Origin of the sequence: Paenibacillus sp. JZ16 (genome assembly GCF_015326965.1) — a bacterium.
Classification (GTDB): domain Bacteria; phylum Bacillota; class Bacilli; order Paenibacillales; family Paenibacillaceae; genus Paenibacillus_AQ.
Map to the genome: position 1 here is coordinate 513,472 of NZ_CP017659.1, position 26,859 is coordinate 540,330.

The window sequence follows — 26,859 nt, forward strand, 5'->3', positions numbered from 1 at the left end:
TGTTATGTCAGCGAAGAAAGGCCAAACCTTTAATCGATATAGCGAAGAAACGAAGAAAGAAGCCGTTCGTCTGCGAGTGGAAGAAGGTTGGACGTACAGTCGGATCATGAAGAAGTTTGGGATTAAGAGCGAGAGCCAGATTATCACATGGGTTCGTAAAAACCAAAATGGAGAGAGTTTCGAGGATTACCGTGGACGTTGGACGAAGAAGCATTTTAGTAGTGCAGAAGAAGAAAATGCTTATCTGAAAGCACAGGTAGAATATCTAAAAAAGCTCAATCCAAATTTGCACGGAGAGGAAAGTTGGATTTCGAAGCCCGGTGCCAGTCCGTTCGAGAAATAAGCAAGTGGGCACCTGTGGTTTGGCTGTGTAAAATTGCTGAAATTTCGCGTGCAGGTTACTACAAATGGAAGAAAAATGCTGCCCTCAGAGAGAAACGAGCAGACCGGGATGCGGATCTGAAAGCACATATTTTAAGCATTCATCGGCTTCGTCCTTATTTCGGCTACAAACGTATGCGAACCGCGTTAGGCAAAGAAGGCCTTGTAGTGAATCACAAAAAGGTACGCCGCTTAATGAGAGAACTTCAGATTCGTTCCGTGATTCGCAAGAAACGTCCATTTGCTGGCCGGAAACCGTCCGTTCTGTTCCGTAATGTCCTAAATCGGGAATTCTCAGCGACAACTCCTGTGCAGAAGCTCGTGACGGATATTACGTATGTCCGGATTGGGCATGATTTTGCTTATCTCTCCGTGGTGATGGATCTGTACAACAATGAAATTGTAGCGTGGGAACTCTCTGAGCGAAATGACTTAAAACTCGTTACAGACACAGTGAAGAAACTGAAATGTGGACCTTCCTTGCTCCACTCGGACCAGGGGTTTCAGTATACAACACAAACCTATGCCAAGTTACTTGAAGAGAAGAAGCTTACAGGAAGCCATTCCCGGCGTGGAAACTGCTATGACAATGCTTGTATTGAGTCGTTCTTCTCCCACTTAAAGACAGAGAAACTGTATTTGGAGAGACCTCAAAATCTGGAGCAAGCCAGGAGCCAAATTACGGAGTATATTTCGTTTTACAACATGGAACGTTTCCAAAACAAACTGGGCGACCTCTCCCCGATTGAGTTTCGGGAAAAAGTCGCCGCTTAATAAAATCTCTTTTTTTAATGTCTACTTGACGGGGCTATGACCAAAGCGTTAACTTCAAGGTCTCTATTTCCATTTCTTCTACATTGAATATTTGGTCAACTAAGCCTCATCTGTTATGGAAAGCCTAAGCAAATTTCTATAGGTCAGTAAGACGTTTAACAACAAGTGGAGTACTTTCAGTTGCCTCTGCGCTTAAATTCTTATAGAACTTACCAAAATGATTATGTTGGAATTTCATTTCACCACTAAAATTTATTGCTCTAATTCCTGGAGCATACGTATAAGGACTTTTTGCATTTGTTGTTCCTAATACATAATTCAAAGTCCATTTTCCAAAACCTTGGGACATTGAAGATTGATCAGAAATCGTGATATTAGTACTATTAAAAGCCCAAGTGAGAGTTGGTACTCCTCCGGTAAGCGAAACTTCAACCGTAGATGACCCTACATCCCCTGTTGGTCCATATGAAATCATCTTTTCATCAGGAACATAAGCTTCAACGCTGTGTCTAGAAGATGCTTGGCGAGTTTGATATCCATTGATAGGTTCTGTTTGATTAAATGATTTCATATCCCAAACGGAAACAGTTTTCCCTCCAGAGATCGCCTTCCCTTGTTTATAATATTCAACAGTACTGTTAAGATATCCGCCAATCGCGGAAGGATTGATATCGTCATAAATTGCCCAAGAGTAAGTATCTATGTAGTTCGGGGCATCTGACATTGGAGTAACCGTGTTAGTTAATGTTCTCGCATATTCACTCTTTTGACTATTAGTTGCCACTTTTATGGCATTCTCCTTAAAGGATTCCATCTCATTAAATTCCATTTCCGAAAAATAATAGTCAGTCATCACAACCCCATTAATAGAACTTTTACCTAATGCAATAACATTGCTTATTTTCCCGTCTTCGTTAGGTAATTGTTCAACGCTGTTATCAGTCAGTACACTTAACTCATTTTTATCCAGCGGTTCTCCATTGTTTGAAATGAAGTAATACTCATTTGAAACAACATTTCGCAATGATGATTTGGAAGCATACCCTTGTACAAATTCATCTATATTTGTTTTCACTGCCTCCTCTACAGATATTTCCTTAAACCAAGATGGGGACTCAACAGAGTCTGCAAACATGGTTTGGCTGCTCACGCCGATTATAAAAAAACCAGCAAGAACCATAGAACTAAGAAACTTTTTCAAAATAACGACCTACTTTCTCATGATGTCAATTAATTTAATCGCTCGAAAAGCATACATTTATTACATCAAGAGGGTCAACAGGAATATTTTCCTATTAATTTTTGAGAAGCCATCGAATATAGAACTATGGTAGAATGCAAAGTGGACCTAAATAATACTTAATTTATAAAACAACAAGGGGAGATTGTAATGCAGGAATTGGAAGGACTACTTCAGTTAGTGGGTGCGTTAACTTTTATACTTAGTATATATACCATGTTTATTATTATTGGACATATAAATCGATCTAAGAAAAACGATGCTGAAGTATTAAAAATACTTAAAGAAATAAAAGATAATAATACAGTAAACCGTAAATCACAATAGTTATAACATTGCTCGTTAAAAATGCCTTTCACTACTACATTGTTGCATTTCATCATTTACTGGAGCAACCCATATCGGGATTGAAAGCACCAATGTGTATGCAGCAGACGTGGCTTTGACTGACCCTCAGATCTTGGACGACTAGGAGTGAGCAAGGTGCCTGGACAATCTATCCCTGACGACCGCTCGCTTTCGAATTCTTTTCGTTCGACTCGTCAGATATTATATATAATAATGTGTCATAGAAAAAGGGATCCAATCCACATCGGATGCCTCCCTTTTTCATTTTCTTACACCTTATCCACCTTTTCTTTGGTTGTAGGGCATCTAGCCCCGTGTAATGCTATGCTTCTTTGCAAGCTTAGAATGATCCCTGTCCAACGAGGTGTTTGATAATACCTATAAGTTCGTTTAAAGTATGTATAGTATTTAAAACATCCAACAGATTTATATAGGGGGACTGCATGGATAATCCTTGCAGTCCCCCTTATTACCGGTAGTATTTGTTTTGCATAAGAATTCCAGTCTTCTTTGTCTGTGTTTATCTCTACTGTAGGAATGTATGATTGTTTCGCACATTTGCGAAGTTTTCCCTGATCCTCCAAGTACTTTTCGCTTGCTTCCGTTAACGTAGAGTTGGTTTTTCAATACATATGGTTTTCCAAGCTTCGCTTCGACTTTCAATAAATCTGGACTCTACAGTATCATTGGACAAGGTTAAGAGTACACAATGTGCGTTCAGCCTTGATAGACGTTCACCCATCGACTCAATTTCTGCAGAATTAAGAAATGCTGCTCTATGATTTATGTGGAACCTCTCTAAAAGATAAAATATGCCGTTTGACGGTTTAGTATGACCAAGTGAATCAATCCAATTGTATTGTTCCTCAATATAATCAACTTGACGATTTAAAAGCAGAATATGTTCTTCCTTTTCCATTGCTCTTAATATGCCTTGGTATGAATGCAAGACTTGTGTATAGTGTTCACTTATTGCAATTATCGTTTTTTCAGCATTGTGTATTTGACTATGCAATCTCTTTATTGCAGAGGCTATATTAAATTCGAATGTTGATTTATGACCAAAAGAATACCGCCTTGTGAAAAGGCGTTAATTGAACTATCGTTCGCCGTTAGCGCAGTGGATGGTGCTATTCGTTATCCAAGTGCACTGATGTATTGGGCTGTCCTTGAGCGCCCGTAAGTTACTGTCGTTGGCGTTCATTTGCTTCGATTTGACGGAGGATTTCGTCAACGACGTGCGCGATCGGTGCGGTGGCGTCGATTATAATCCCGTTGTTAGGAACGCCTTCTTTCGTTTGATGCAAGCGCGCACTAATTTCCCGTTCCTCTGGTCTGCCACCCCAGTCAGTTGGGTCCAGCGCCACTCGCTCATCAATCCGCCGGAGAGAGGTTTCCAGGTCGACCTCAAGGACAAACACGCCGTCGAAGAGGTCGATGAATTTGGTGTAATTCCGCGAACCACCGCAGAAAAATGTTACCGCCTCATCCTGATTGTCGACCAAAGCTTTTACTATATCAACATGCCAAATGTGGTGTTCGGGTTTAAAGCCATCCGTCGGGGTACCAGTTTCCGGATCGCCTTGATATGCCAATTCACGGTCACCATGAATAGCATGGTAGCCGCGCCGCTGCAATTCGTTGCAGACCGTAGTTTTGCCGGCGCCGGAAACGCCTTCAATCAGATAATTCCTAATGCCCATGGCAGACCCTCCATTCAACTGGATAAGCACAATATATTAGATGTTTCTATCTGTCACTAAACTGCCCGTTTTTAGTTTAACAAAAATAAGTAGCAAGCCGAAGCTTTTCATTCGTATCAGTAACCACAAACAGGCACGATTTGACCAACATATTTTTCTTATTCGAAACCGTATTCTCACATTCCTTGCTGTCTATATAACGGAACCAAGCCAAATAGTTTTGCAAATACTTGGTCGCAACACCATTGAAGCGGTCCATCCATTTCTTCAAGCGACTGTGGTAGCTGTTGACGTTTTGAATGTGGTATACGCCTTTCACATGTTGTTTTCCGTCGGATTTGAAGCGGTAATGAGCTAAGCCTTTCGCGTTCGCATAGGAACTGAATGCTCGCCATGCATCCGTACAAAGCACGTTAGAGTCCGATAGATGACCGCCGATCGCTTCATCCAGCTTCGTTGTCTGAATACCAATCTTTGGTAGTAGTTTTACCCAATTATCGTTCTCCACTATTAATTAGTTTTCTTGTAATAAGAGATGCCATCTGTATAGACTTTATAAAGCTAACCCCTACAAAGTAATAACTCATAAGCAAAGTTGCAAAAAAATAAACTCCCACTCCTAAGATAAACTTAAACATATTTACACCCCTTACCTTCCCATGCCCGTTAGTTGAATTAAAGGGCAGACGAACGATATGACCGGCTGCCTCTTTATCTTTATTGAACTAACGTTTCTCGTTAGCTATGTAAGCCTGCTTTTTCTAATTCAGCTTATTATCCTACCTCAGTTAGATGGGATCACCTTCAGCATTAATCTGAACGACCGTTTCGCTGAGCTGTAACGGCATGGTAGCCGGCAAGTGACCGCTTTGAAGGACAGCTTAGATAAATGCCGTGTGGCTTCAATCGTAACGGAATGAACCGGGGAAGCATGAAGGTCGCCGTAGTGGAGCGGCACGTCGGAGAACGACATATGTTGTGCTCCGTATACCCGATAGAACCTGGCATTTATTAGAGCCTTGTAAGCAATACGTTGTCCATCGATGTAATCGTACGCGATTTTCTCATACATGACTGCTGCCATCGATCCATAAGTCGAAGCCTCTTGCCGCAACAACAAAACCGGAACAATGGACGTATTTCATCCAGACAGAAGAGATGAAAGCTAGGATCGAGAAGGATAGCAGCCTTGATGCGATTCACCAACTTGGCGGCTTCTAGGACTGCCACACCGCCCAGTAAACACGGATTCGTGCGAGGCACTAATAGTGACAATAATATATCCCCTCGGCACAAGATGCGAAATAATCCCAAGATACATATCGCGTTCTACACCGAATCCCGGTGAAAAGAGAATCACTGGCCATGTCCCTTTGTTTGCATCTGTCTTATCACGTGTCGTCAAATTATCGATGACGTTCAGATTTTCAAACCCCCCATCTTCCTTAAAAAAATAGCGGCTACTTCCGTTTGACAAGGTGCGTATAGGTCTAGCCCTCTAAGTGGGTGCCCCTCGGACGAGGGGTAAAAAACGCTGATAGCGAGTCGTGGGTTCTGTTCCAAAACTCGGATGATCCTCCCGATCATCTTGTCACTCCATTCGTGAATGCTATATAAATATTCCACTTGTTTCCACCTAATCCTTCCCGTTTGCTTAATGAAACGGCATGGAAACCCAGTTAGATACTTATCTCATCGGTAATCGGCACTTATTCTTGTCCTTTACGGCAATCGGGACAAGAACTTGTACCCGATAAAACAAAAAAGCCGCTAAATTAGCGACTTTCTATGGGACCATGATCTTGTCGCCCGACATGTCCCTCGACATTATAAGTTGAAATCATGTTGATCTGGCAAACATCGGACTAATCTACTACCGCTGTCGCATGAATAAAATAAATCAATCATCCATATTTTAAGTGAGTCCCTCCACTTTCTTATTTAAGCGAAGTATGTCTCCACGGTCACCGTAAAAACAGATTCTCAAATACTCTCCAAACACTCTCGAGCGACCTATTGAACTGTGCATCCAGTTTTCTCTGTTTATCGTTTGGCCATTATAACTTGAATCAAAGCCATATGAAAAATAATTAATTTTTGGGGGCAAATGCTTCGCTAATGTACGATATTGTCTGCCTGCACCATGAGATTTGCATACAATTAGAAGTGACTCGATAGCGTCGAAGTTAAATACTTCTTTAGCGAATAAAACATTCTCTAACGTATTCCTTGAGCGATCTTCGTAAACGATTACATTTAAAGGAATACCTGCCTCAGTTAGTTTATTAACAATGACATGCGCTTCGGGTACAGTTTTATCTACCCAATTCTCATGCTTGATTCCTGTAGGGCTGACTCCTCCTGTGACAATAATAGTTCTTCCCAAGCCTCTTTTATAAGCGTCAATCGCGGCTTCCCAATGCCCTGGATGAGTACCTCCAAAAACAAAAATAGCATCGCAAGGTAATATTTCCTTAGATAAGAAAACGATATCAGTTAATTCTGTTATCTGTACTTCAGTTAATTCAGGGACTACAGGATCTTTAGGTATTTGAGGTTGCATATAACACCCTCCTTAATTCAAATCATTATTCTAATATATGCGTCGTATCTAATTAACTACTGACAATTTACATATTTCTGCCTTTAAATTGAGCAATGACGCTTTTCAATTATCGGTTAATATTTACTTGTGCGTGCAATCCTGTTGGTTAGATTAAATAAAAAGAGCAGCCATTGTTTCTGTCGGCTGCTTTCGTGCTTATTCATCAATAACAGGCTGTCTTCTAGTCTTTAATGAGCTGCCGTCTTCTGGAGAGTATCCAAAATCACTTCACTTTGTTTAAAGGAATCTCAGCAAGTGAATGTAACAATTTAATTTGGTGTATTATGCCCTGCTTATTATTTTTTATTAAATGGATAAGAGGAAGTGAGTTTTCTATAGCTAAACAGCCGATAACTCTGGCCGGCAGCTTTTTTGTCATTATTGACCTATCGTTCTCCGTTAGCGTAATGCATTACGCTACTGTTCTGATTCAATCGTTTCCCATAACGAATCCCGTGACACATTTAAATATTTCAATTGCTTCATACCATAGAGGAAATCTGGCTTGCGATTGATCATGCTCATTCCTAAGTCCAAGATTCGCAGGTGCTTCAGCTTCTCTAGCTCGAGGGGTAGCTCATGGATCGAGGTGTATTGAATCGTAAGCTGCTCCAGTTGTTCCAACTTTCCAATCTCCGGTGGGATGCTGTTTAGGCTGATCTCTTCCTTCGGCTTAACCCGATACCCGGGAGCCGGCCGATCCGAGCTCGCACATTGGATGCAAAGCTCTCTCAGGTTCTTCAGTCTGGCTATTGATGCGGGAATACTCTCCAAATCAGCCGTCATGACTTTCAAGCGTTCAAGCTTGCTTATTTCGAACAGCCCTTCGGGTAGACGATAAAGATCCTGTTCAAAAATTTCTAGATCACGCATCTCTGTAAGCTCCCGGATTCGCTCAGGCAGCTCTGTCAGCCCATGTCCGCTTATATACAGCCGGTCGGTTTTATGCTTAATGGCATCATCTAGCAGACGATTCAGGTCCCGGTGAGACTTTAATTCCAAAAAAAGCCCTGTAATTCGATCCATCAGTTCGATTGCTTCTTCCTCAGTTAATTCCATACCATACATATGTTCATGGACAACCGAGTAAAGGTAGTTTCCGCCACCTTCTTTCAAGAAACACAAGTCTTCCGGCAAGCTAGGGTAAATCCAATCCGACAGGCGGTTTGCCATTTGCTTCAGCAAGTACCCGGTTTCTTCGCAGCATCTATAAAAATAGTAGGTTCCTGCAGTATAAAAGGCATTACTGCGATAGGTATTTCTTATTTGTGTAAACTCATCCCTATTATCACCTTGGATTATGATTGTTTTCACCAGATAAGGTTCCAACGCTTCCAATACGCTTGTGTAATGGCTCCTTACCACATCACCCGGAATTTTCTCCCCAAGTACAAAACATTCCGAGTTCCGTATTGCCAAATCTATTACCTGCTCGTAAGCTTCACCTTTAGGGTCTGTATACATTCTCATCCCATAAGTCTCCATTCCCATTCAAAGTAATAATATTTTTAATACATAATACCATAAATTGGAACTATCCTGCCCGTTAGCTTAATGAAAATGGCAGGGACCTCTTGGCCGAACTGCCGTTGTGTCTATTCAGCTATAGTTTCCCGTTAGCGTAACAAAGGCAGGATTGTCACCCGACACCGATGTTTATATATATAAGTTAATTCTGTAAAAAATGCCCATGATCCCTTCTTTCTTGCGGATGAAAAAGGAGCTGCCTTAGGAAGCTCCTTCTCCTTCAACCTATTTTGAGTTTCTCATTTTGCTTCTGTATAAACTCATCTTTGGTTAAACCAAACAAAATAAAATCTAAATATTGACCATTTATATATACCACCTGTCGCCGTATACCTTCTTGAATGCAGCCAAGTTTTTGCATCATTTTCGAAGAACCTTCATTTCCTTCAAGAACATAGTCATTAAATTTATTAAGTCTTCGTTCCAAAAAGGCATATTTTAAGAGAATTTCCATAGCCCTTGTACCGTAACCCTGACCACGATACTCTTTATCTATCACTATTCCAATACTAAATGTCCCGTTTCTCTCGTCGATACTGTTTAAATTGATACCGCCTATACTTTCCCCATTCAGCTTATCAATGGTAAACATGATCCGTCCGTTTGTAGAAGAGAAATTAGCATTTTCCTCTACAAATTTTTTTGCCCCAGAAATTGTTGGTGGTAATTCAATAGCACATTCTAAAAGACGACGTGCCGGAGTATCAAAGTCGCTTATGTAACAACTTTCCCAATCTTCGGCCTGTATGGCACGCAATCTAACTTCATCATCTTGCCAGTAATAATTGCTATAATCTATACTTCTCATTATACCCACCCTCTCAAGAATAAAATGTGGTTCCAGTTTTCTAAAACCATATATTAATTTACTAAGCGGAGTTACAACCACATTGCTGTCTGTCAGCTAAACATCAACAGCGTTTTTAATTATGTATCTATACTCTGAGGGGATTAAACCATAGACCAATCACCTATCTAATCAAATCCTATCCACATCGAGAATTAGGTGCAAATACCTTCAAATCCATATTATCAGAAGGTCTCCTTATTCCGGGAATAAAGAATTTTTTAAATCAATTATTATCATCAAAACCTTAAACCCGTATTATGCAAATCTGCCCGTTAGCTTAATGAAATAGCTGCAGAATTTTAATTAGATATGTATCTAATCGGTAATCGGCTCATATTCTTGTCCTTTACGGCAATCGGTACAAGTTCTTGTCCTCGACTCGGGACAAGAACTTGTGCCGATAAAACAAAAAAGCCGCTAAAGTAGCGACTTTCAATGTGACCATGTTCTTGTCCCTCGACAAATGCACTCATTCTGAATGCTGATTTTATTAAAAGTTATTGTTATTTTCTTCCGGATTTTAGGGATCCTCTTACAGTTCGTTTTTGAGCAATGGTTTCATTTCTTTTCATTAAGTACAGTCCTTTCTTTTTTGTTTTACTGTATAAACAAAAACTCGATATTTTATACACAATTCTATGTAGCGAACATGTGCAACAATTTGCTGATCATCTGAATTTGTCCAGAAATTTGCAATACAGTTCTCTGGCCCGTAAATTTCGCTCACTATTTAGCTATTCTTCCCAGTTAAACTCACCAAGAGCTCAATTCTCCGCTTTACCACTACTTGTGATACGGTTCTCCGCTCTATCTGTAACGCAAGTATTACGAAAAAGAGGGAGCGCTGTTATGCTCCCTCATATTCTTCAACTCATTCCAATTCCAAAATTGACTCACCACTAATTATTGTGCCATTAACTTTCCCCTCGCAAATTTCTTTCATTGAGCCCGGCTTGTCAAAATTAAACACATGCATTGGCAGATTGTAGTCTCTAGCTAAGATGAAAGCTGATTGATCCATTACCTTCAAGTTGTATTTTAAAACATCGTTGTAGTGAAGTGACCTGAACTTCCTTGCTTCTTTGTCGAACTTAGGGTCTGCATTGAGAACACCGTCCACCCCTTGTTTTGCTACTAACAATGCTTCACAATTAACTTCGATTGCCCTTTGAACGGAAGGGTAATCCGTAGTAACGTAGGGTTGCCCGTTTCCTCCTGCAAAAATTACTATGTAGCCCTTTTCCAGATGGTGAACTGCTCTTAGTCTGATGTATGGTTCTGCAACTGATGTAATAGGTATTGCTGTCATTACACGAACTTCTTTGTCTGTTTTGGCTTTAAGAACTCCTCGAAGCATCAAGCTATTAATAACAGTAGCAAGCGTCCCGATGTTGTCAGCTTCTTCTCTTTCTATTCCCCAGCTTTCCGCCATATTGCCGCGAAAAATATTCCCTCCACCTATAACTAATGATACCTCAACACCTAGATTTACAACTGACATAATTTCATTAGCAATATGGTCTAACGTTTCGGACTCAAAACCAAATTCCGTGTTTCCGGCCACTGCTCCACCACTTAGTTTAATAAGAACTCTTTTGTACCTTGTCAAATTAACACCTCCGCGCAAATAAAAAACACTAAAGCAACGAATGCTTTAGTGTCTTAATGGAACGTGAATATGAAATTGTAACAATCGACTTATCATAAGCCTTCCGTTTCCTCCTCATATTCCCACCCCTTCCAGTAATTTTTCATCAATTCATTCTATACTGTGTGAGGGTAAAATGCAACCGAAAGCGACAGGATTTCAACCATATATTAATTCCATGAGCACCTGATCTACGGGGCTATTTCTGTATCTTGAGGAGGTATTTATTTTGCGTATCATCGTTACGTGTCAGGATTTAAAATTGCTTCGGCACGCCAAAGCAATTCAACTAGTGCTCCTCGATCTTGTCCAAGAATACTTCAACCAACTAAGGGTCGAACTCGAAGACAAAGCTAAGGGCGAATTCCGCTTCTGCTTACATAGTTGTTCTTTTTGATTTTATGTAGTTCTAATGTGCTCGACTTTGCTAATTCTCTCTGAATAATTCGCAAGCAATAGGTCCAATAATCCATCCGGTACTAGTTTTTCCTGTTCATTATTTTCGAATCCATTAATTGATTTCCAAACTGCTTTATATGGAGTTATTCCTTCTATGCCTTCGATAACTTCTCTTTTGTATAAGTCATGATCAACAAGATCAGCTTCATAAATGAAATCTACTTCATGACCTATCTGATCCAAGTATGAAAATAGGTTTTCAATGACAAACTTTAGCTTGGGTTCTTGTATTTGGGAATCTAATTCTTCTTTTACTTCTCGAATTATCGTCTCTTTACTATTCTCTCCATACTCAACCGTACCACCAACCGGTCGATAAAAAGTCTTGTTTACTGCTTTATCATATGATTCTTCAACTAATATTTGATCGCCTCTTCGAATTAGACACAATGAAACGGTCCTAATGATCATTCAATGATTCCTTTCTATGTTTTTCTATGTATTATAGAGACTGTCGTATAACGTCTTATTCACTACTTCGTAAATAATTCCATATGAAGGGTATTCTCTAAACTTTTGAAAATATCCTGCCCGTTAGTTGAGAAGAAGCAGACGACCAAAAAGCTGGCTGCCTCTATATGTCTTCATTGAGCTATCGTTTCCCGTTAGCTTAACGGGCTACCGATCACCCCCACCACTTTCCCCACACATTATCCGTTGTTCAAATTCAATTATTTTATCTTCACAGCGTTTTGTAGCAGCATGATGATTAGTTTTCATTCTGTCTTGCTTTAGCCACTCTCGGTAATTGTTTTTCAAAAATGGATAATACATTTGAAATCAAATGTTCGCTCGGATTTTTGTTGTCTTTTAAAAGTGCATATATAAGGTTCAAGAAAGTCTTGGCATCTTTCTCTGTTAAACTTTTGATTGATTCCATGGTGCTATCACTTGGAAAATTTTCTTCCTTCGTCTCCATAACTATTCCTCCATCTTTAAATATCATTTATTCTTCCGTTACAAAGCGTTGTTTCCAAGCCACCTCCCTTGATTAAAACGTTTCCAGTGGTTGAAAAGTTATTTTATGGTTTCCCGTTAGTTGAATAAATAGCTATTCAACCCACTTCGGTATTTGTCGCCTAAAATACTTCCCAACCTTCTCTAACTCATCCATAACGAGCTTTATTTTATCGTCTTCTAGAAACCAGTTCTCTTTAGTTGTCCCTGATTTATCAATTATTGGACTAACATAAAAAATAGTCTCTCTAGGAAAATGAAATTGATAAGTTAGTAGTGCTCTTCGTGCATGATAATTTTTACAGACCAATAAAATTTTTTTAGGGTGAATCCCTTGTTGCTGTAATACTTCCAAAGAGAAGCGAGCATTCTCAAAGGTATTCGTTGCTTTATCTTCTTTAAGTATTGCTTTAGGATTAACCCCTAACGAAACACCCACATTTTGTAGATATTCCCATTCGGTTGTTTCTACATATGGGGTGGAACCTCCAGAAGGTAATATCAAGGAAGAGAGCCCTTGATGGTATAACGTTGCGGCTCTTTCCATCAACTGAGGTTGACTCGCGCCTGGGATTAAAATAACATCTGCGTGTCCGATCTCCGTTTCGAAAAACATAAAATCACTGATGCAATCAAATGGAAAAGACATTGAACCTCCTTACTGAATTGACATATGTATTCGCCGTTGTATCCCACCATCCTGCCCGTTAGCTTAATGATAATGCATGAGAACAGTTAGATACTTATCTAATCGGTAATCGGCTCATGTTCTTGTCCTTTACGGCAATCGGTACAAGTTCTTGTCCTCGACTCGGGACAAGAACTTGTACCGATAAAACAAAAAAGCCGCTATTTTAGCGACTTACAATGCGACTATGTTCTTGTCCCCCGACAAAACCATACTTTTGTTAAGACTCCATTATCCATTATTTCCCAAAATGCACTAGCGCTTTTACCCTGCAGAGTACCACATGGGTTGGTTTCTCCTCTATTTCGTCCTGAGATACACACGACCTCACCTATAACATCATTACCTGGAACTTGCAGAGCTGTTAACCTTGTGGTTTCGTTGTAGACTTGATTACTTAGAAGATTGGTTGAACTAACACGTATCGCCGCAGCATCTACGTTATTCCCATAATGGGCTATACTACTAAAGGTACCAATATACGCATCGGACTGATATATTCCTGTACCCGGTTGTTTATACCAACAATGTGCTGCAGTCATAATATACGGGTTACCTGAAGAATCTAAGGCAGAATAACCTGTTGAACAATTTCCAGCTGTAGATGGTGCCGAATCAATAGTTAATCCCCCCTGTAAGGGTCTAATGCGATCCCTACGTAAATTATCCTCTGTCTTTGAAGTTGGGTCTGTAACTATTTTAAATAGGTTTTTATTTTGTCTAGTAATCTCACTGATTTTTTGGACTATTAAACCATCGGCATCATTAACTTTCTCTATAGTACCTATTTGAATTTCTTGATTAATAAAGTCAACATTAATATAAAGAAGGCTTGGGATTAATTCAGTTACTATTGAAAGATTGCTGCGTAGGAGATTGGCTGCATCCTCCATTTCTTTTTCAGAATACTCAGCTTCAAAAGTTTTAATTGGCAGAAAGCTATTAATGGAACTAGCCTCCAACATAGAAGTTGTATTTTCCTTGAATCCTATATTAATTGTACCTCCTGAAGCTTGGTCTATATACATTCCTAAATAGTTTTCGTCGAGGCTGTATAGGTTTCTGATTTCATCAGTCTTAACATCTTGTTCTTGTATTCTATTTATTAATTCTTGCTCTTCTTTTTGAAGGAGCTCGTATCTTTCATATAAGCCTGATCACCATGTCGGTTGAGTGTGCTATCTTGTGGGGTAATATTATATGCATTCGATACCCCTCCGAGAGAATCAGCAATGATATGTCCTTCATCTAAAACGTCACTTTCGACACCAGGAACCTTTGCCTCATCAGGGTAGTATCTGCCAGACGATAGTACAAGTTCGTTACGGTCGTCTTGTAGAATAATTTCATCAGCAATGACACGTACTAATTGCCCATCTTCATTAGTAAATGCCCAATATTCACGGTCTCCGTATCCAATGTCAACAACAACGTTAGGTTCACGATGCCCAGACAAATCACCACCATCGACTTCGATAAGCTTGTATCCTAAAAACAATTCGTTATTTGGTTGTGTTGATGTTTCCTCTCCTACTGGTTCATCAACAACCGCTTTGACAGCTGCTTTTTTTTCACTATTCTTAGTTGTTGTATCTGTGGTTATTTCTTGTGAATCTGTTTCTACATCTGTATTGGATGTATCTTCTATGTTGGTACAACCAACCATAAAGATGATCGTTAAAATTAAAATTAAATAGTTCATTTTCTTTTTCATTTTAGGACTCTCCTATAATTTCATACTGTTCATTCTAAAAACGACGACTTTAACTATATTTTCTTGTTCTATAATCTTACCATAAAAGACTAATATCCTATTGTATTACCCTGCCCCCGTTAGCGCAGCGAAGGCAGCCGATCTTAGTCGTCGGCTGCCTTCGGGTCATCATTAAGCTATAGTTATCCGTTAGCTTAATCATGACAATAGATCTCTTCGTTTAAAACGACCTCTCTTGAAATTTTGGGTTCCATAGGATAGCAGTGGATTTAATCTTGAGCTTCTGCGAATAACTCTCTGAGCATCCTATCCTTGTTATTCACAAACTCTTTCATAATCATAAAATGGTCGGTCTCTTCCAATACTTGGACCTCGATACCATTCGGCTTTAGATTGTAAATAATCGAATCTGGATATGCCATAAGGATTGGGGAATGAGTCGCAATAATAAATTGAGAGTTTTGCAAAACAAGTTCATGGATTCGTGTCAGCATCGCCATTTGGCGAAGGGGAGACAATGCAGCCTCAGGCTCATCAAGTATATATAATCCATTCTCCCCGAATCGATGAATGAAAGTGGAAAAGAACGACTCTCCGTGCGATTGCTCATGCAAGGACTTGCCACCGTACGAATCTTTAATAGGGCGACCGAATGAAGGTTGGCTGTCCAACTCATCGATCGTCGTGGCTAAATTATAATAACTTTCTGCCCGGAAGAAGAAGCCATCCCTCGGGCGTCGCGGACCTCTGATCAATTGTATATATTCATATAAGCTGGAGTGAGTAGCCTGGGTTGAGAAGGAAAAGTTGATCGTCCCACCCTCCGGGTTAAATCCCCATGCGACAGCAATGGACTCCATCAGTGTTGATTTGCCCATCCCATTTTCACCTACGATATAGGTTACCTTGGGGTGGAAATCAAGAGTATTTAGGCTTCGAATGACCGCCAAATCAAAGGGGTAACGATTATAAGCGGGTACTTGGTGCCTCTTGAGCTGAATTTGTCGTAAATAGGAATGCTGTACATTCAATATAGTTCACTCCCTTTTAAGCCTTTAATCGTTATCCTTTCCTTTGTTGGCCAACGCTGACTCATGTCTCACCCTTTAGTTTACTCCATCAATCAAATAATACCACATACCGAAACTATCCTGCCCGTAAGCGTAAGGAAACTGCAATCGATCAACTGGTCGGCTGCAGTTTTATCATTAGTGAGCTATCGTTTCCCGTTAGTTTAGCGAAGTTCCCACCACCATGTCCAAGTATTTCCTTAAGTCATCTTTGGCGTGTGAATTATTAGTCCAAGCTCCTAAATTCCAACTCATATATCTAAGTCCTAGGTAGCGAGAGGCGATTGCATACATTTGATTGAAATGATTATCTGAAAACTCCATAGTATTAGCAGCCAGTAACCCCCTATATTCCTCAATTTGTTCCGAGGTACCGCAGCGAAGAGGAATGTCTAGAAATAAAGAGCCATACCTAGCTTCTTCCCAATCAATAAAAATTACATCCGTATTGTTATGGACTAACACGTTTCCTGGATTAAGGTCGTTATGAATTAATGTTTGACTGCTCTCATCTTTTATTACGTATTGTATATCCTCGGAAATCGTATTTGCCACATCTTCTACTAAAGGTATGTATTCTCCGAAGGTTGCTCTAAACTGTTCGTTCCCCTTAGCTGCATGCCATTGGGGTTTCCACCGCTCGTATAACATCTTTTCAATATGGGAGCTGTCTACCTCAGGTAACCATGAAAGTTCTTTTTTTTGACCAAAGTTAGAGATGTGAATATGTGATAGTACACTCGGTTCACTTTTCTGAAGCAACCTAATATTTATAGTTTTATAATCCGTTTGATAATCAACATCCTGTAAACAAATAAGAGACCTTTCATCTACTTCAGAGCCATATGACAGAGAAAAAGGCACACTTGCTTTTTGTGAGTAAAGCCTTGTTAGTACCAGCCGTTCTATCCTGGTAGCATGTTTTGAAACAAGAGACAACTTTGAGGTTTCGTTAAGTATTTTTATTAGTACACTATGTCGCATTAACTCAACTGCTTGTAATCCCATATTAATCGCCTTGCTTTCAATGCTTAAAACTTCTGCTTTAGGATCTATAAATTTCTTCACAGTCTCTTGTACCAATTTTTGGACATTATTATTTATTAACGTCAAGTTACTCACCCACTCATGTAATACTTTACCGAATTATACCGCAGTTCTAAGCTTTAGTGTGAAAAAGAGTTTTAGACACTTTGTTCGACTATCCTGCCCGTTAGTTGAACAAAAGCTGCCGATCACATTGATCTGCTGCCTTCTTGTTTTTATTGACTTATCGTTTCCCGTTAGCTTAACGATACTGTTGTTCGTTTATTTCAAATTATTCCAGATTTAATCTTTCCGCGGTGCTTTCCAAACTACAAATAGAATCAATGACTGCGGTGTGCTCAGCTAATATTTGCAGCTTCAATATGTGGACTCCCCATCCCCTCTCTTAAAGGTCCCACTTGATTATTTAAAGTAAGTGCGTTTATTATATAAATAATTTCTTCTACATTACATAAGATTTTCAAAAAATCGATCTTCAATCACCGTTAATCTGAAGGAACTTTATTCAAATAACCTATACATTAAAAGGAAGCGATAATGTGGATCAGATCGATAAAAACATCCTGTTTCATATGGAAAACCAAGCCAGATTGTCCATGACCGAATTGGGAAAGTTGGTGGGACTATCACAGCCAGCCGTCACGGAACGAGTGAAGCGACTGGAAGAAAGCGGGGTGATTGAAGAGTATCGTACCGTTATAAATCCCAAAAAAATAGGAAAACAAAGTACATCCTATCTACTTTTTCGGACCAGAGAATGCAATGCTTTCCTTGATTTCTGCCGTTCTTCCCCCGAAGTTGTGGAATGTTATCGCGTAAGCGGGGAACATAACTATTTATTAAAAGTCATGACAGACTCCATCGCGGACCTAGAAGCGTTTGGAGATCAGTGTGACAAATTCGGAACCTACACTACACTTATCGCGATGTCTTCGCCTATTGCGCATAAAAACCTGATTGAAGGAACCAACCTCCTCATCTGAGTATTACGCATTTATTTAAAGACCGCCCATCTATCGGTTACATGGATGGGCGGTCTTTCGTATAAAGAATGAAGCCGTTTTAGAAGGGATTCCTAACAACTGATCTTTTCCGATATAAAAATCCGCTTTTAGCGAGATCTAGGAAATCCGTGATTTTGGGCGGTCCAAGCTATAATAAGGGTAATTAGCAACAAGAGAACCAATGAACCTGGTAGGAATCTGGCCCCGATCCAATCAAGCAGGATAGCCCCAACAATTCCTCCTGCACCGATTCCGAGATTCCACGCCGTTACTAGCATGGATTGAGCGATATCCGCACTTTGGCCACCTGCATGTGCAATGGCTGTCTGTAGTAATGTGGCTGCTCCGCCAAAGGTCATTCCCCATGCGATGACACCGAAGATGATGACGACCGGCTGATTTATCCAGATTTCCATTGCCGCTGAGGCAAGGGCAAATATCGCAATGCTTGATAAAACCAGTATTCTCATATAACGATCAATCAGCAACCCAATGATCCAAGTGCCGATTACTGAAGTCACACCGAATAATAGCAGAATCAGATCGACTCTATGGGCCAGTGCCGTGTCGGCCAGAAAAGGGGAAATGTAGGTATACAAAATATTGTGAGCTAGCACCCAGGCGAGAACCACAAACAAAATGGGCCGAATTCCAGGTATGAAAAAGATTTTATGCAATGGGAGTTGATGCTGAGCGGGCTCTCCTTCATAATCCGGCATATTCCAGAGCACCCATGCAATGAGGGCTAGCGTCAATATGGATACTGTTCCAAAGATCAGGCGCCAGCCTGCATACGTTCCGAAAAATGTTCCTATCGGAACCCCGAGCGCCAATGCCAAAGGTGTGCCTACCATAGCGACGGCCATGGCTTTTCCTTTTAACGACTCAGGCACCATGCGGCGTGCATAACCTGCAGTCATTCCCCACAACACCCCCGCTGCTACTCCTGCACAGAAACGTGCGATTAGCGTTATAGCATACACCGAAGATAAGGCAGTCACCGTGTTAAATACCAGAAAACCTATGATACATAGCAGCAAAAGCGGTTTGCGTCTCCACTCTCGTGTCGCCGTGGTCAGCGGAATGGCAGCCAGCAGGGAGCCCACTGCATATAACGTAACCAGTTGTCCGGCCAGCGCCTGCGTTACGCCAAGATCACTCGCAATCTGGGGTAGTAGCCCAGCAGGCAGACTTTCCGTAAGTATGCAGATAAATCCTGCCATAGCTAACGCCAGTAGACCTGCCCATGGAAGACTTTCTTTTTTGACATCGGTGTCATTTGTGGCAGAATACATTTCGTTCGAAATCACAAATAATGCTCCTTTATTCTGTATTTTGAGATAGCTAAAATGCTCACTTGCTATCTTTGATAAGCTTACAGAAATAAGCTCTCATTGTGCATACAGCATTAAAGGTAGTGGAACTTTATCACAAAGAAAATCCATTTATTTCGGAATGTTTACTTTTAATTTTAATGGTCATCTTATTCTAGCCACTATGACTGCACTAACCTGCCCGTTAGCTTAATGAATTGCATGGAAACCTAGTTAGATATTATCTAATCGGTAATCGGCTCATGTTCTTGTCCATTACGGCAATCGGTACAAGTTCTTGTCCTCGACTCAGGACAAGAACTTGTACCGATATCTTGTATCTCGACAATTTTGGCTTTCTCAAATATTAAAACCATTAATAAAAATATTGAACAACTATAAGACCGACAATAATAACAATAGTTAATACTAAAGTGCCTTTCCAACCTAAATCGACTATACTATACCGAGCCCTACTATTTCCGGGATTCATATGACCAAATGGATTATTTTCCAATTCTTCTTGTCTTAGTCTTTCTCTTGTTCTTTCAGGAGTTTCATAATCTTTGCTCATTGTTTACCTACCCCTAGGTTAATAATTTTAATTAGATATCCAATACCAATTTATTGATGCAGTAGTATAATAATAACATTTTTATGTATTCCACAACCTTCTTGCACTACCCTGCCTGTTAGTTGAACAAAAGCAGCCGATTACGTTGATTGGCTGCATTCTTGTTTTTATTGAGCTATCTGTATCCCGTTAGTTGAATTGTTTTTTATGAAAAATTGGATAGTATCGTTTTATTCCTAGGTACTGTACTCAATAAAAAGTCTTCTTTAGGTGCTTCTTTTAAGAGATTTTCTCCACGTATTCTTAGTTCCTCGTGTTGATTCCGTACGCGTTTAACATGCTCTTCATCACCTTTAACCTGGTTTTCTATATTTTGATATTCCTCAAGGCTCTTATATTCCCAAATCGCAAAGACTTCAATAGCACCTTCGATTTCTTCCGTCATCCACCGACCAACTAAACTTGCCCCATATTTGAGTTGTGTAGGTAAAAGAAATTCATTAAATAAATGATTAAATTCATCTATTCTTTTTGAATCTATTTTGTATGACTTCCTTCGATATATACTCAATTCTTTATCTTCTCATCTGCTCGAAATGTCACTAAGTATTTATTCTTTAATGAACTTTATATCCCTGTTAAAACAATCCTGGAACTTCAACATTATTAAGCTAAACTGCCCGTTAGCTTAGTGAAATTGCATGGAAACATAGTTAGATACTTGTCTAATCGGTAATCGGCTCATGTTCTTGTCCTTTACGGCAATCGGTACAAGTTCTTGTCCTTGGCTCGGGACAAGAACTTGTACCGATATAACAAAAAAGCCGCTAAAATAGCGACTTTCCATGGGACAATGTTTCTGTCCTCCGACACTTCTTTATGGGTTGTGTCACATAAACGGCCGGTCAATCCGGACGTTTATTGCGGGAAACGTTAGCTCAATAAAATAGCGACAGTCAATTTTCTCGTCCTTGGCTGTCGCTGTTTCTTTTTCAAATTTAGTCTAAAACATACCCTGCTTTCAATCTTCAACTTTAGAAAACTGATGTTTAAAGAATTCCTTATATGTCATTGGTTTTCGGCCAATTAGACTTTCAAGATCCCCGGATGTCTCCGAAAATTCTCCAGTGTTGACTCCTCGCACCCAGCCTAATAAAAAATCAGTCATGAAAACAGGCAAGCCATTTGCTACCATAGAGTCTATATATTCTTTTTCGCTAACTGACTCATAAGGGATATTCATCTCACTAATCTCCGAGAGGGCTTCAGCGATGTCTGCAAAAGAGCTCCCCTCGCTGCCACTTAGAGTGTATGTCTTATTTTCGTACCCGTGTTGAGTGAGAACGGCTACGTTAGCTGCCGCCAAGTCATCCAGAGATGCAGCGGCAACTTTGCCGGAACCCTCTGGTACTCGCACGCCGGCTTTAAGCGCATCTCCGAAATACATATGCAAGGTTTCAAGGTACGGTGGATTCCGCAGAATGGTATAGTCTAATCCGGATGCTCTAAGCGTTTGTTCAGCAAATAAGTCTGACATCGTTACTTCGGGCAAAATAAGATTTGAATTTTCTTTTCGAATGATCGACGTGTAGATCACTTGTTTAACACCAGCCTCCTTTGCAGCTGCGATGACATTGAAATGTTGCGTATTACGGTCGGTAAATGCTTGCGCGGAGATAAGCATGACTTTGTCAACACCATTAAAAGCTCGCAGAAGGGAGTTATAATCGAAATAGTCGCCCTGATGGGCCTCCACACCTTCTTTAACAAACCTTTCGATTTTTTCAGATTGCGGATCACGTACCAATACAGCGGCCTGATTTGCCGGAACCTTTTTAAGAAGAAGGTTTAGCGTCCTGCTGCCAAGATTACCCGTTGCTCCAGTAATAAGTATTTTACCCATATTAGTAACCCCTTTGAACTTTTATTGATAAACCAGTTGCAGTATAGGATAACGTTATCGTACAGTGTATTGATCCAGCAGATTTAAATTCAATCCGGCGAGAGGTCCTCCTATTTGCTGCAGCAGACCGCCCTGGCTCAAGGATCCAAGATCAATACAGGCAAAGCCAATCTTCTCCCAAATTTCTTTCAAGACTTGTTTTACCTGGATGTCGTCACCGGACATGAACAGGACAGTCTTCGGCTTCTCTTCCGTGTAATCCTTAATCCATTCCATCGGAACACTGTTAAAAGCTTTAATTACATGAGCACCCGGAGCATATTGGGCTACGATTTCACTTGAATTCTTTCCTGACCATTCGCCAAGTAGAGGTTCCGTATTTTCAAAACGGTTGGTAGCATCAATAAGAACACGGCCTGTCCAGTCAGGAACCATTGACAAAGCAGCAGGCATTTGCGCCCACGTCACGCATAATATTACAAAGTCCTGCTCAGCTGCTTCTGACGGTGTTCCGGATTTTGCGCCAGCACCAAGCGAGCTTACCAGATCTGAGAGCGTTTCGGGACCACGACTATTACTGAGAATAACTTCATGACCGTGAAGCAATAGATGTTTCGCCAGCGTTTGAGCAACTGTTCCAGCACCAATAAAGCCAAATTTCATAACGCACCTCCAAAAACTTATCGATCTACATACGACTCCTTTTATTAATTCTTTGATTTTCTTCATGGCCATAAGTCTTATTATGATCCATCCATAACTTTTAAAATAGTACGTACTTTTATGTTATATAGTAACTAAAAAGTGATAATTGTGATGAAGTGCAGAATAAATGGATCAATGAAATTACTCTATTCTACATTTAATCTCCGATATTCATCCTTACTCAAGTTCTTCTCTGCATAATTTTGGCCCCAATCACAAAGAGCTCGCAAAGTGGGTTCAAGTGACATACCCATTTCTGATATTGAATATTCCACTTTTGGTGGTACCTGATTGTACATTTTTCTTATAATCAAATTAGCACTCTCCAACTCCCGCAACGACTGGACTAACATTTTCTGAGATATTGTGGGTATGAGCCTTCTCAATTCACCGGTCCGTTTAGGACCTTTTATTAAATAATACAGAATAAGAGGCTTCCACTTCCCGCCAATGACATTTAAAGTGATTTCCAGATCACAATAAAAAGTTTTCAATTTAAAAAACACTACCCTTCATTAAATTTCCATTATTATAATACATGATAACCCTATTACTTGTTGATCTAACGGGAAATGATAGTTGAACATAAAGGGTTTCACATATTAGTCATGACTAATATGTGAAACCCTTTAATATATCTATCTTTCTTAAATTTAGGTCTTGATAACCTAGTAAAATTAAGTATTAGACTGACGCTGCCTCACTAAGGATACAGGTAGGATAGCGCATAAGCCACTGGTATGTTCAGTACCTTACTCTAGATGCTAATTGCTCTTGGGCTTTTTCGATGGGCAACATTTAATAAAATAGGTCGGGCTCATCTGAGCCTGGCAGCCGGTACATACATAGACTGTTTCACCGTTATGTGTAAGCTTCCGAATTGGCTGGGTAGAGAAGAGGTTGGGCTCATCAATAAACTCTAGGAAGAATTGTTTTTGTAACTGCTTCCGGGTCTCCCATTCAATTTCTTGCCCAGGTAAGTAATTGTGCACGTCTCGAAGCCAAATCTCAAATCGGTGCATGATCTCGGTATAAGGACCTTCTCCATTCTTGATGCTTCCTTTTGTAGGATATGCAATGCCAAGCGAATCTGACCACTTCAGATTACCGTTTCTTCTGGCATAAAGACGACTACTCTTCTGACTCTTTCTTTGTATATCTTGACACAGGTTGCAAAGCTGCAACGAGCCATTCCGTTCAGCAAGCGCAATATCTTGGGGAAGTCTCGCGTAAGATTTCTTGCAGGCGGTACAATCCAATATATGTACGATCGGTGGGTCAGACTCTCTACGCTGTGAAGTGTTAATGAGATGAGCGGCTGCTCGAAGGTCCATCGTAACTCCTCCTAATGTGTACTGTCTACATGACACATTTTACACACCGGGGATTAAATGTGTCATGTCGATTGTACACAAAACTGCCGCGACTCAGATTTAGTCTATTTAATCTCTTCTTCAACCTCCACTTGCTAATAGTTGAAAGTCCTACAAATGATATTTTCTTTATATGGTCATTTGCTTTTCGTTAGTCTTCTCCGTTTACCTGGCGATTCTCTATTGTTTTATAGTAACTTGAATACGTTCGATCGCTATTCGATGATTTGAAACTCCGTAAACAATCATCTGCAGCCTGCGCTTTGCTTTTGATCAATAGCTTTAGACAGATACCAGTCACGAGCTCTCTCGTAGGGTAGTATGTGCGCTTATTCTAAATGATTTGATTTTTGGGGTTCAAGGTGTAGGATTTCTTTTGATAAGTAACGGTAATCTTGCCGGTCTTGCATCTTCGGTTCCGCCCAACAAGGCCATCAACTCTATCGACTCGCACAGGTTTTCAAACAAAGCCTCGGGTCAAGCCCGGGTCAGACGCTGCTTAAGCAAGAGGCTGATACTCCAGCCGACAGCTAGTGCGGTGGAGCTGTCTCCGCGCGCCAGCCGTTCCTGGGCCAGCACCATTTCATAGACGGAGGCTTCCTCTCCGCCAAATCGCTTGGGAACGGTTAGTTTTAAATAGCCTGACGCCTTGAGATCTTCAAAGTTCTCGTACGGAAACGATCCTTCCGAATCATGCTTGGGAGCTCTCTCCGCGAATATGGCGGCCAGCCGGTCTGCCCTCTCCGCAATGTTCACCTCGTGTTCATTTCGTATGAATGGATCTGCGACATAAGATCGGTTCAAGCTCGCCCCCTACTTTTCAATACCGTGTATTTTGGTAGTAATATAGAAATTGTTAGCAATCCGGATTTGGGGTCTCGATGAAGGGACGTTATGGCAAGTGAAGCTCGAAAACCTGCTCGACGTGGCTTACGCCCCACGCTTCGTTCGGACGCTCGCCGGTCTTGCGGAAACCGACGTTCTCGTACATCCGAATCGCATTTTCCTGATCCTCGGTCGTTTCCAGGAACACGTTCCGGTAGCCCTTTTCCCGGCAATACTTGACGGCCTCGTTCAATAACGTCTTGCCAAGTCCCCTTCCCCTGAAATCGGGGTGCAGGATGAACCATCTGAGCTGTGCTTTGTCCGGCGTATGCCCGACAATGGCGATAGCGCCGACGATGTGGCCGTCCGCCTCCGCCAGCCAGAACCGATCCTTCTCCCGGTCATAATGTTGGAAGAACTCATGAAAGGTCTTGCAAACATAGCCCTCAAATCCATGATTATAACCGCACTCCTCCGCGTACACCCAGCCGTGCAGATGGATCAGGACGCCAACGTCCCCCGACCGCAGCTCGGTGCGGATGACCACGCCCAGACCGCGATCCTCTTCGGTGGAGAGGGAGCTTTCAATGGCCGTCATGCTCTTCGCAATCAGCCCCTTTCTGTGCTCCGGTAGTCCCTCGATTAACCGGCGGATTTGCTCGTCGGATAGCGCATCGAGCTTGTGCAGCATTTCACGGCCCTGATCGGACAGGTAATGATAGTAGGATCTGCCGTCTTTATCGGATTGAACGCGGTAGGTCAGCCCAAGCTTATCGAATCGCTTTAAGATGCGGCTTAAATATCCGGCATCGATGCTCAGCTTGTCGATCAGCATTTTGGCTGTGCAATGCTCCGTATTCTGAATTTCGTAAAGCACCCTAGCCTCGGAGAGAGAAAAATCGCTGTGCAACAGATGTTGATCGAGGAGTCCGAGCACATTCGTATAAAAACGGTTAAAGCGCCGGATCGTCTGAATGATGGTTGCATCTGACATGATGAGTGAGCCCCTTTCTTTTTATTCGGATAGCAAAAAATTAACATTAATATTTGACTAAGTCAAATATTAATTTGACATAGTCAACTAAATGAACAGCGAAAAACACGGAATCCGCTTATTCCGTGTTTTTCCCATGGTAACCCATTACAACCACCTTGCTTAGTTGTGCAGGTCGACGGTTTTATTCAATTCGGAATCCTCTTCCTGACGCTGGCCGTTCATTTTCCGGAAGGCGCTGACAATGCAGATTTCCGTCGGGGTCCTAATTTATCAAAATAAGTGGAACACTCGAAATTTCCCAGTGAGATTAATACCCATCATTCTTAGGTCACATCCTTCTGTGCTAGCCTTCGAATGTCTTTGTAGCGTAGTAAGGCCCTTCAGTAGAGCAACACTCATGTATACATATGATTTGCCTCCTGTCCGTTTGTGAACAAAGGCAGCCGATCTCTTAGCGGTTGCCTTCGTGGTAGTGCCCAGAATAAACTGTTAGGATGGGTTTATCTAAGTATGTTTCTGTAGTAATAACCCAGGGGCCTTTAGTTGGTGTATAGAAATACGTTGCACTTGTAGTGTACGACTTTCTACCCTTAACATTATCGTCAGCTCTAATTCGTGAAAGTTCAAAATCAATACGCTTATCACTATAAAATTTTACAGTAACATTTAAAAGGACTTTCCCATTTACTTAATTCAGGGAATTTAAAGTGATTGTTACATCGTTACGTGCAATAGTAATTGGAAGTTTTTAGTAATTATCGATTTGAATATAGCGCCACATAAAAATGCGGATACGATTTTCAGTTTTTGTTTCATTATTTAATCCTCCAAATTAATATTCACCATCAACCTATCTGCTATATTAGCATCGTAGCATTACAAAATAGCAGTATGAATCATGTTCTTACGAATCACCACCCATTATATTGGACAGGAGCCACTGGAAAAACAACCTTCTACTATAACCTTGCTATAAATGATGTCCGAGCAAGAATTATTTCAATTGTTAATGCGAATAGAAGTACAATTATTAGCGGTAACGGTTATGCTACAATAAATGTTAGTATAGATGGACAAATGTACAGGTTGGTTGTAAGTAATTATAGAATAAATACATTTTACCTTATTGATTAAGTTACAACATACCTTTAGTT

Annotated in this window: 25 protein-coding genes and 3 pseudogenes; 3 read left to right on the plus strand and 25 right to left on the minus strand. The window is 40.7% G+C overall.

The features are described 5' to 3' along the window. Positions 1-4 precede the first annotated feature (4 nt). Positions 5-1,155 (plus strand): IS3 family transposase gene (locus BJP58_RS02220; RefSeq protein WP_194542610.1). Its coding sequence is split into 2 segments (ribosomal slippage): positions 5-266 and positions 266-1,155, totalling 1,152 coding nucleotides; the frame shifts between segments, so codons are not numbered across the junction. 136 nt (positions 1,156-1,291) lie between these two features. On the opposite strand, the gene BJP58_RS02225 is transcribed toward BJP58_RS02220, so the two are convergent. Continuing rightward, positions 1,292-2,356 carry a hypothetical protein gene (locus BJP58_RS02225; RefSeq protein WP_194542611.1) on the minus strand — a complete coding sequence of 355 codons (1,065 nt, stop codon included), beginning with the start codon at positions 2,354-2,356 and terminating at the stop codon, positions 1,292-1,294. A gap of 189 nt (positions 2,357-2,545) precedes the next feature. On the opposite strand from BJP58_RS02225, the gene BJP58_RS02230 reads away from it, so the two are divergent. Then, entirely contained in the window at positions 2,546-2,722 is a 177-nt protein-coding gene (locus BJP58_RS02230; RefSeq protein ID WP_194542612.1) for a hypothetical protein, read from the plus strand. Between the two features lie 625 nt (positions 2,723-3,347). Here the strand turns inward: BJP58_RS02230 and BJP58_RS02235 are convergent. The 15 genes and pseudogenes from BJP58_RS02235 to BJP58_RS02305 form a co-directional block, all read right to left on the minus strand. Continuing rightward, positions 3,348-3,662 carry a hypothetical protein gene (locus BJP58_RS02235; RefSeq protein WP_194542613.1) on the minus strand — a complete coding sequence of 105 codons (315 nt, stop codon included), beginning with the start codon at positions 3,660-3,662 and terminating at the stop codon, positions 3,348-3,350. Between the two features lie 265 nt (positions 3,663-3,927). Beyond that, positions 3,928-4,446: an AAA family ATPase gene (locus BJP58_RS02240; RefSeq protein WP_194542614.1), complete on the minus strand. Its 519-nt coding sequence runs from the start codon at positions 4,444-4,446 to the stop codon at positions 3,928-3,930. A gap of 36 nt (positions 4,447-4,482) precedes the next feature. Next, positions 4,483-4,900, minus strand: a pseudogene (locus tag BJP58_RS02245) (IS1595 family transposase); the annotation flags it as partial. A 330-nt stretch (positions 4,901-5,230) separates the two neighbouring features. Next, complete coding sequence (locus BJP58_RS02250; protein WP_194542615.1) at positions 5,231-5,530, minus strand: hypothetical protein; 300 nt, start codon at positions 5,528-5,530, stop codon at positions 5,231-5,233. A gap of 831 nt (positions 5,531-6,361) precedes the next feature. Continuing rightward, complete coding sequence (locus BJP58_RS02255; protein ID WP_194542616.1) at positions 6,362-7,009, minus strand: YdcF family protein; 648 nt, start codon at positions 7,007-7,009, stop codon at positions 6,362-6,364. A 459-nt stretch (positions 7,010-7,468) separates the two neighbouring features. Beyond that, positions 7,469-8,224: a leucine-rich repeat domain-containing protein gene (locus tag BJP58_RS02260; protein WP_194542617.1), complete on the minus strand. Its 756-nt coding sequence runs from the start codon at positions 8,222-8,224 to the stop codon at positions 7,469-7,471. A gap of 574 nt (positions 8,225-8,798) precedes the next feature. Continuing rightward, the gene (locus BJP58_RS02265) at positions 8,799-9,386 is read right to left on the minus strand and encodes a GNAT family N-acetyltransferase (RefSeq protein WP_194542618.1); all 588 of its coding nucleotides are present in this window, start codon (positions 9,384-9,386) and stop codon (positions 8,799-8,801) included. A 913-nt stretch (positions 9,387-10,299) separates the two neighbouring features. Then, positions 10,300-11,037, minus strand: a complete 738-nt coding sequence (gene pyrH / locus BJP58_RS02270; RefSeq protein WP_194542619.1) for a UMP kinase — start codon at positions 11,035-11,037, stop codon at positions 10,300-10,302. Between the two features lie 438 nt (positions 11,038-11,475). Then, the gene (locus BJP58_RS02275; protein WP_194542620.1) at positions 11,476-11,946 is read right to left on the minus strand and encodes an NUDIX hydrolase; all 471 of its coding nucleotides are present in this window, start codon (positions 11,944-11,946) and stop codon (positions 11,476-11,478) included. 298 nt (positions 11,947-12,244) lie between these two features. Further along, positions 12,245-12,454: a hypothetical protein gene (locus BJP58_RS02280; protein WP_194542621.1), complete on the minus strand. Its 210-nt coding sequence runs from the start codon at positions 12,452-12,454 to the stop codon at positions 12,245-12,247. 132 nt (positions 12,455-12,586) lie between these two features. Continuing rightward, the gene (locus BJP58_RS02285; protein ID WP_194542622.1) at positions 12,587-13,141 is read right to left on the minus strand and encodes a YdcF family protein; all 555 of its coding nucleotides are present in this window, start codon (positions 13,139-13,141) and stop codon (positions 12,587-12,589) included. A gap of 224 nt (positions 13,142-13,365) precedes the next feature. Then, entirely contained in the window at positions 13,366-14,208 is an 843-nt protein-coding gene (locus BJP58_RS02290; RefSeq protein ID WP_194542623.1) for a S1 family peptidase, read from the minus strand. Positions 14,209-14,318: 110 nt separating this feature from the next. Next, positions 14,319-14,894, minus strand: a pseudogene (locus tag BJP58_RS02295) (DNA/RNA non-specific endonuclease); the annotation flags it as partial. Between the two features lie 269 nt (positions 14,895-15,163). After that, a complete protein-coding gene (locus tag BJP58_RS02300; protein WP_194542624.1) occupies positions 15,164-15,925 on the minus strand; it encodes an AAA family ATPase in 762 nt (253 codons plus the stop codon). 198 nt (positions 15,926-16,123) lie between these two features. Then, positions 16,124-17,086: a phosphotransferase gene (locus BJP58_RS02305; protein ID WP_194542625.1), complete on the minus strand. Its 963-nt coding sequence runs from the start codon at positions 17,084-17,086 to the stop codon at positions 16,124-16,126. Positions 17,087-17,550: 464 nt separating this feature from the next. Between BJP58_RS02305 and BJP58_RS02310 the strand changes: the two genes are divergently transcribed. Then, the gene (locus BJP58_RS02310; RefSeq protein WP_194542626.1) at positions 17,551-17,994 is read left to right on the plus strand and encodes an Lrp/AsnC family transcriptional regulator; all 444 of its coding nucleotides are present in this window, start codon (positions 17,551-17,553) and stop codon (positions 17,992-17,994) included. 128 nt (positions 17,995-18,122) lie between these two features. On the opposite strand, the gene BJP58_RS02315 is transcribed toward BJP58_RS02310, so the two are convergent. From BJP58_RS02315 to BJP58_RS02355, 9 genes and pseudogenes are all read right to left on the minus strand, one after another. Then, the gene (locus tag BJP58_RS02315) at positions 18,123-19,310 is read right to left on the minus strand and encodes an MFS transporter (protein WP_194544782.1); all 1,188 of its coding nucleotides are present in this window, start codon (positions 19,308-19,310) and stop codon (positions 18,123-18,125) included. A 394-nt stretch (positions 19,311-19,704) separates the two neighbouring features. Beyond that, the gene (locus BJP58_RS02320; protein WP_096773700.1) at positions 19,705-19,902 is read right to left on the minus strand and encodes a DUF6366 family protein; all 198 of its coding nucleotides are present in this window, start codon (positions 19,900-19,902) and stop codon (positions 19,705-19,707) included. 205 nt (positions 19,903-20,107) lie between these two features. Beyond that, the gene (locus tag BJP58_RS02325; protein ID WP_233354872.1) at positions 20,108-20,473 is read right to left on the minus strand and encodes an NIPSNAP family protein; all 366 of its coding nucleotides are present in this window, start codon (positions 20,471-20,473) and stop codon (positions 20,108-20,110) included. A 450-nt stretch (positions 20,474-20,923) separates the two neighbouring features. Further along, positions 20,924-21,805, minus strand: a complete 882-nt coding sequence (locus BJP58_RS02330; RefSeq protein WP_194542627.1) for an SDR family oxidoreductase — start codon at positions 21,803-21,805, stop codon at positions 20,924-20,926. 54 nt (positions 21,806-21,859) lie between these two features. After that, complete coding sequence (locus BJP58_RS02335) at positions 21,860-22,468, minus strand: NADPH-dependent F420 reductase (protein WP_009594196.1); 609 nt, start codon at positions 22,466-22,468, stop codon at positions 21,860-21,862. 188 nt (positions 22,469-22,656) lie between these two features. Further along, entirely contained in the window at positions 22,657-23,004 is a 348-nt protein-coding gene (locus BJP58_RS02340; protein ID WP_194542628.1) for a winged helix-turn-helix transcriptional regulator, read from the minus strand. A 270-nt stretch (positions 23,005-23,274) separates the two neighbouring features. Beyond that, on the minus strand, positions 23,275-23,844 hold the full coding sequence (locus BJP58_RS02345) for a hypothetical protein (protein WP_194542629.1): 570 nt from the start codon (positions 23,842-23,844) through the stop codon (positions 23,275-23,277). Positions 23,845-24,363: 519 nt separating this feature from the next. Further along, a pseudogene (locus BJP58_RS02350) lies at positions 24,364-24,687 on the minus strand (acyl-CoA dehydrogenase family protein); the annotation flags it as partial. A gap of 88 nt (positions 24,688-24,775) precedes the next feature. Continuing rightward, positions 24,776-25,702 carry a bifunctional helix-turn-helix transcriptional regulator/GNAT family N-acetyltransferase gene (locus BJP58_RS02355; protein WP_194542630.1) on the minus strand — a complete coding sequence of 309 codons (927 nt, stop codon included), beginning with the start codon at positions 25,700-25,702 and terminating at the stop codon, positions 24,776-24,778. Positions 25,703-26,859 lie beyond the last annotated feature (1,157 nt).

Bases quoted from the DNA above. Each gene is read 5' to 3' on its own strand.
- BJP58_RS02260 (WP_194542617.1), bottom strand. From the start codon at position 8,224: ATGGCAAACCGCCTGTCGGATTGGATTTACCCTAGCTTGCCGGAAGAC.
- BJP58_RS02345 (WP_194542629.1), bottom strand. From the start codon at position 23,844: ATGGACCTTCGAGCAGCCGCTCATCTCATTAACACTTCACAGCGTAGA.
- BJP58_RS02290 (WP_194542623.1), bottom strand. From the start codon at position 14,208: ATGTATATAGACCAAGCTTCAGGAGGTACAATTAATATAGGATTCAAG.
- BJP58_RS02240 (WP_194542614.1), bottom strand. From the start codon at position 4,446: ATGGGCATTAGGAATTATCTGATTGAAGGCGTTTCCGGCGCCGGCAAA.
- BJP58_RS02315 (WP_194544782.1), bottom strand. From the start codon at position 19,310: ATGTATTCTGCCACAAATGACACCGATGTCAAAAAAGAAAGTCTTCCA.
- BJP58_RS02235 (WP_194542613.1), bottom strand. From the start codon at position 3,662: ATGGAAAAGGAAGAACATATTCTGCTTTTAAATCGTCAAGTTGATTAT.
- BJP58_RS02250 (WP_194542615.1), bottom strand. From the start codon at position 5,530: ATGGCAGCAGTCATGTATGAGAAAATCGCGTACGATTACATCGATGGA.
- BJP58_RS02255 (WP_194542616.1), bottom strand. From the start codon at position 7,009: ATGCAACCTCAAATACCTAAAGATCCTGTAGTCCCTGAATTAACTGAA.
- BJP58_RS02230 (WP_194542612.1), top strand. From the start codon at position 2,546: ATGCAGGAATTGGAAGGACTACTTCAGTTAGTGGGTGCGTTAACTTTT.
- BJP58_RS02285 (WP_194542622.1), bottom strand. From the start codon at position 13,141: ATGTCTTTTCCATTTGATTGCATCAGTGATTTTATGTTTTTCGAAACG.
- BJP58_RS02265 (WP_194542618.1), bottom strand. From the start codon at position 9,386: ATGAGAAGTATAGATTATAGCAATTATTACTGGCAAGATGATGAAGTT.
- BJP58_RS02355 (WP_194542630.1), bottom strand. From the start codon at position 25,702: ATGTCAGATGCAACCATCATTCAGACGATCCGGCGCTTTAACCGTTTT.
- BJP58_RS02320 (WP_096773700.1), bottom strand. From the start codon at position 19,902: ATGAGCAAAGATTATGAAACTCCTGAAAGAACAAGAGAAAGACTAAGA.
- BJP58_RS02330 (WP_194542627.1), bottom strand. From the start codon at position 21,805: ATGGGTAAAATACTTATTACTGGAGCAACGGGTAATCTTGGCAGCAGG.
- BJP58_RS02335 (WP_009594196.1), bottom strand. From the start codon at position 22,468: ATGAAATTTGGCTTTATTGGTGCTGGAACAGTTGCTCAAACGCTGGCG.
- BJP58_RS02275 (WP_194542620.1), bottom strand. From the start codon at position 11,946: ATGATCATTAGGACCGTTTCATTGTGTCTAATTCGAAGAGGCGATCAA.
- BJP58_RS02280 (WP_194542621.1), bottom strand. From the start codon at position 12,454: ATGGAGACGAAGGAAGAAAATTTTCCAAGTGATAGCACCATGGAATCA.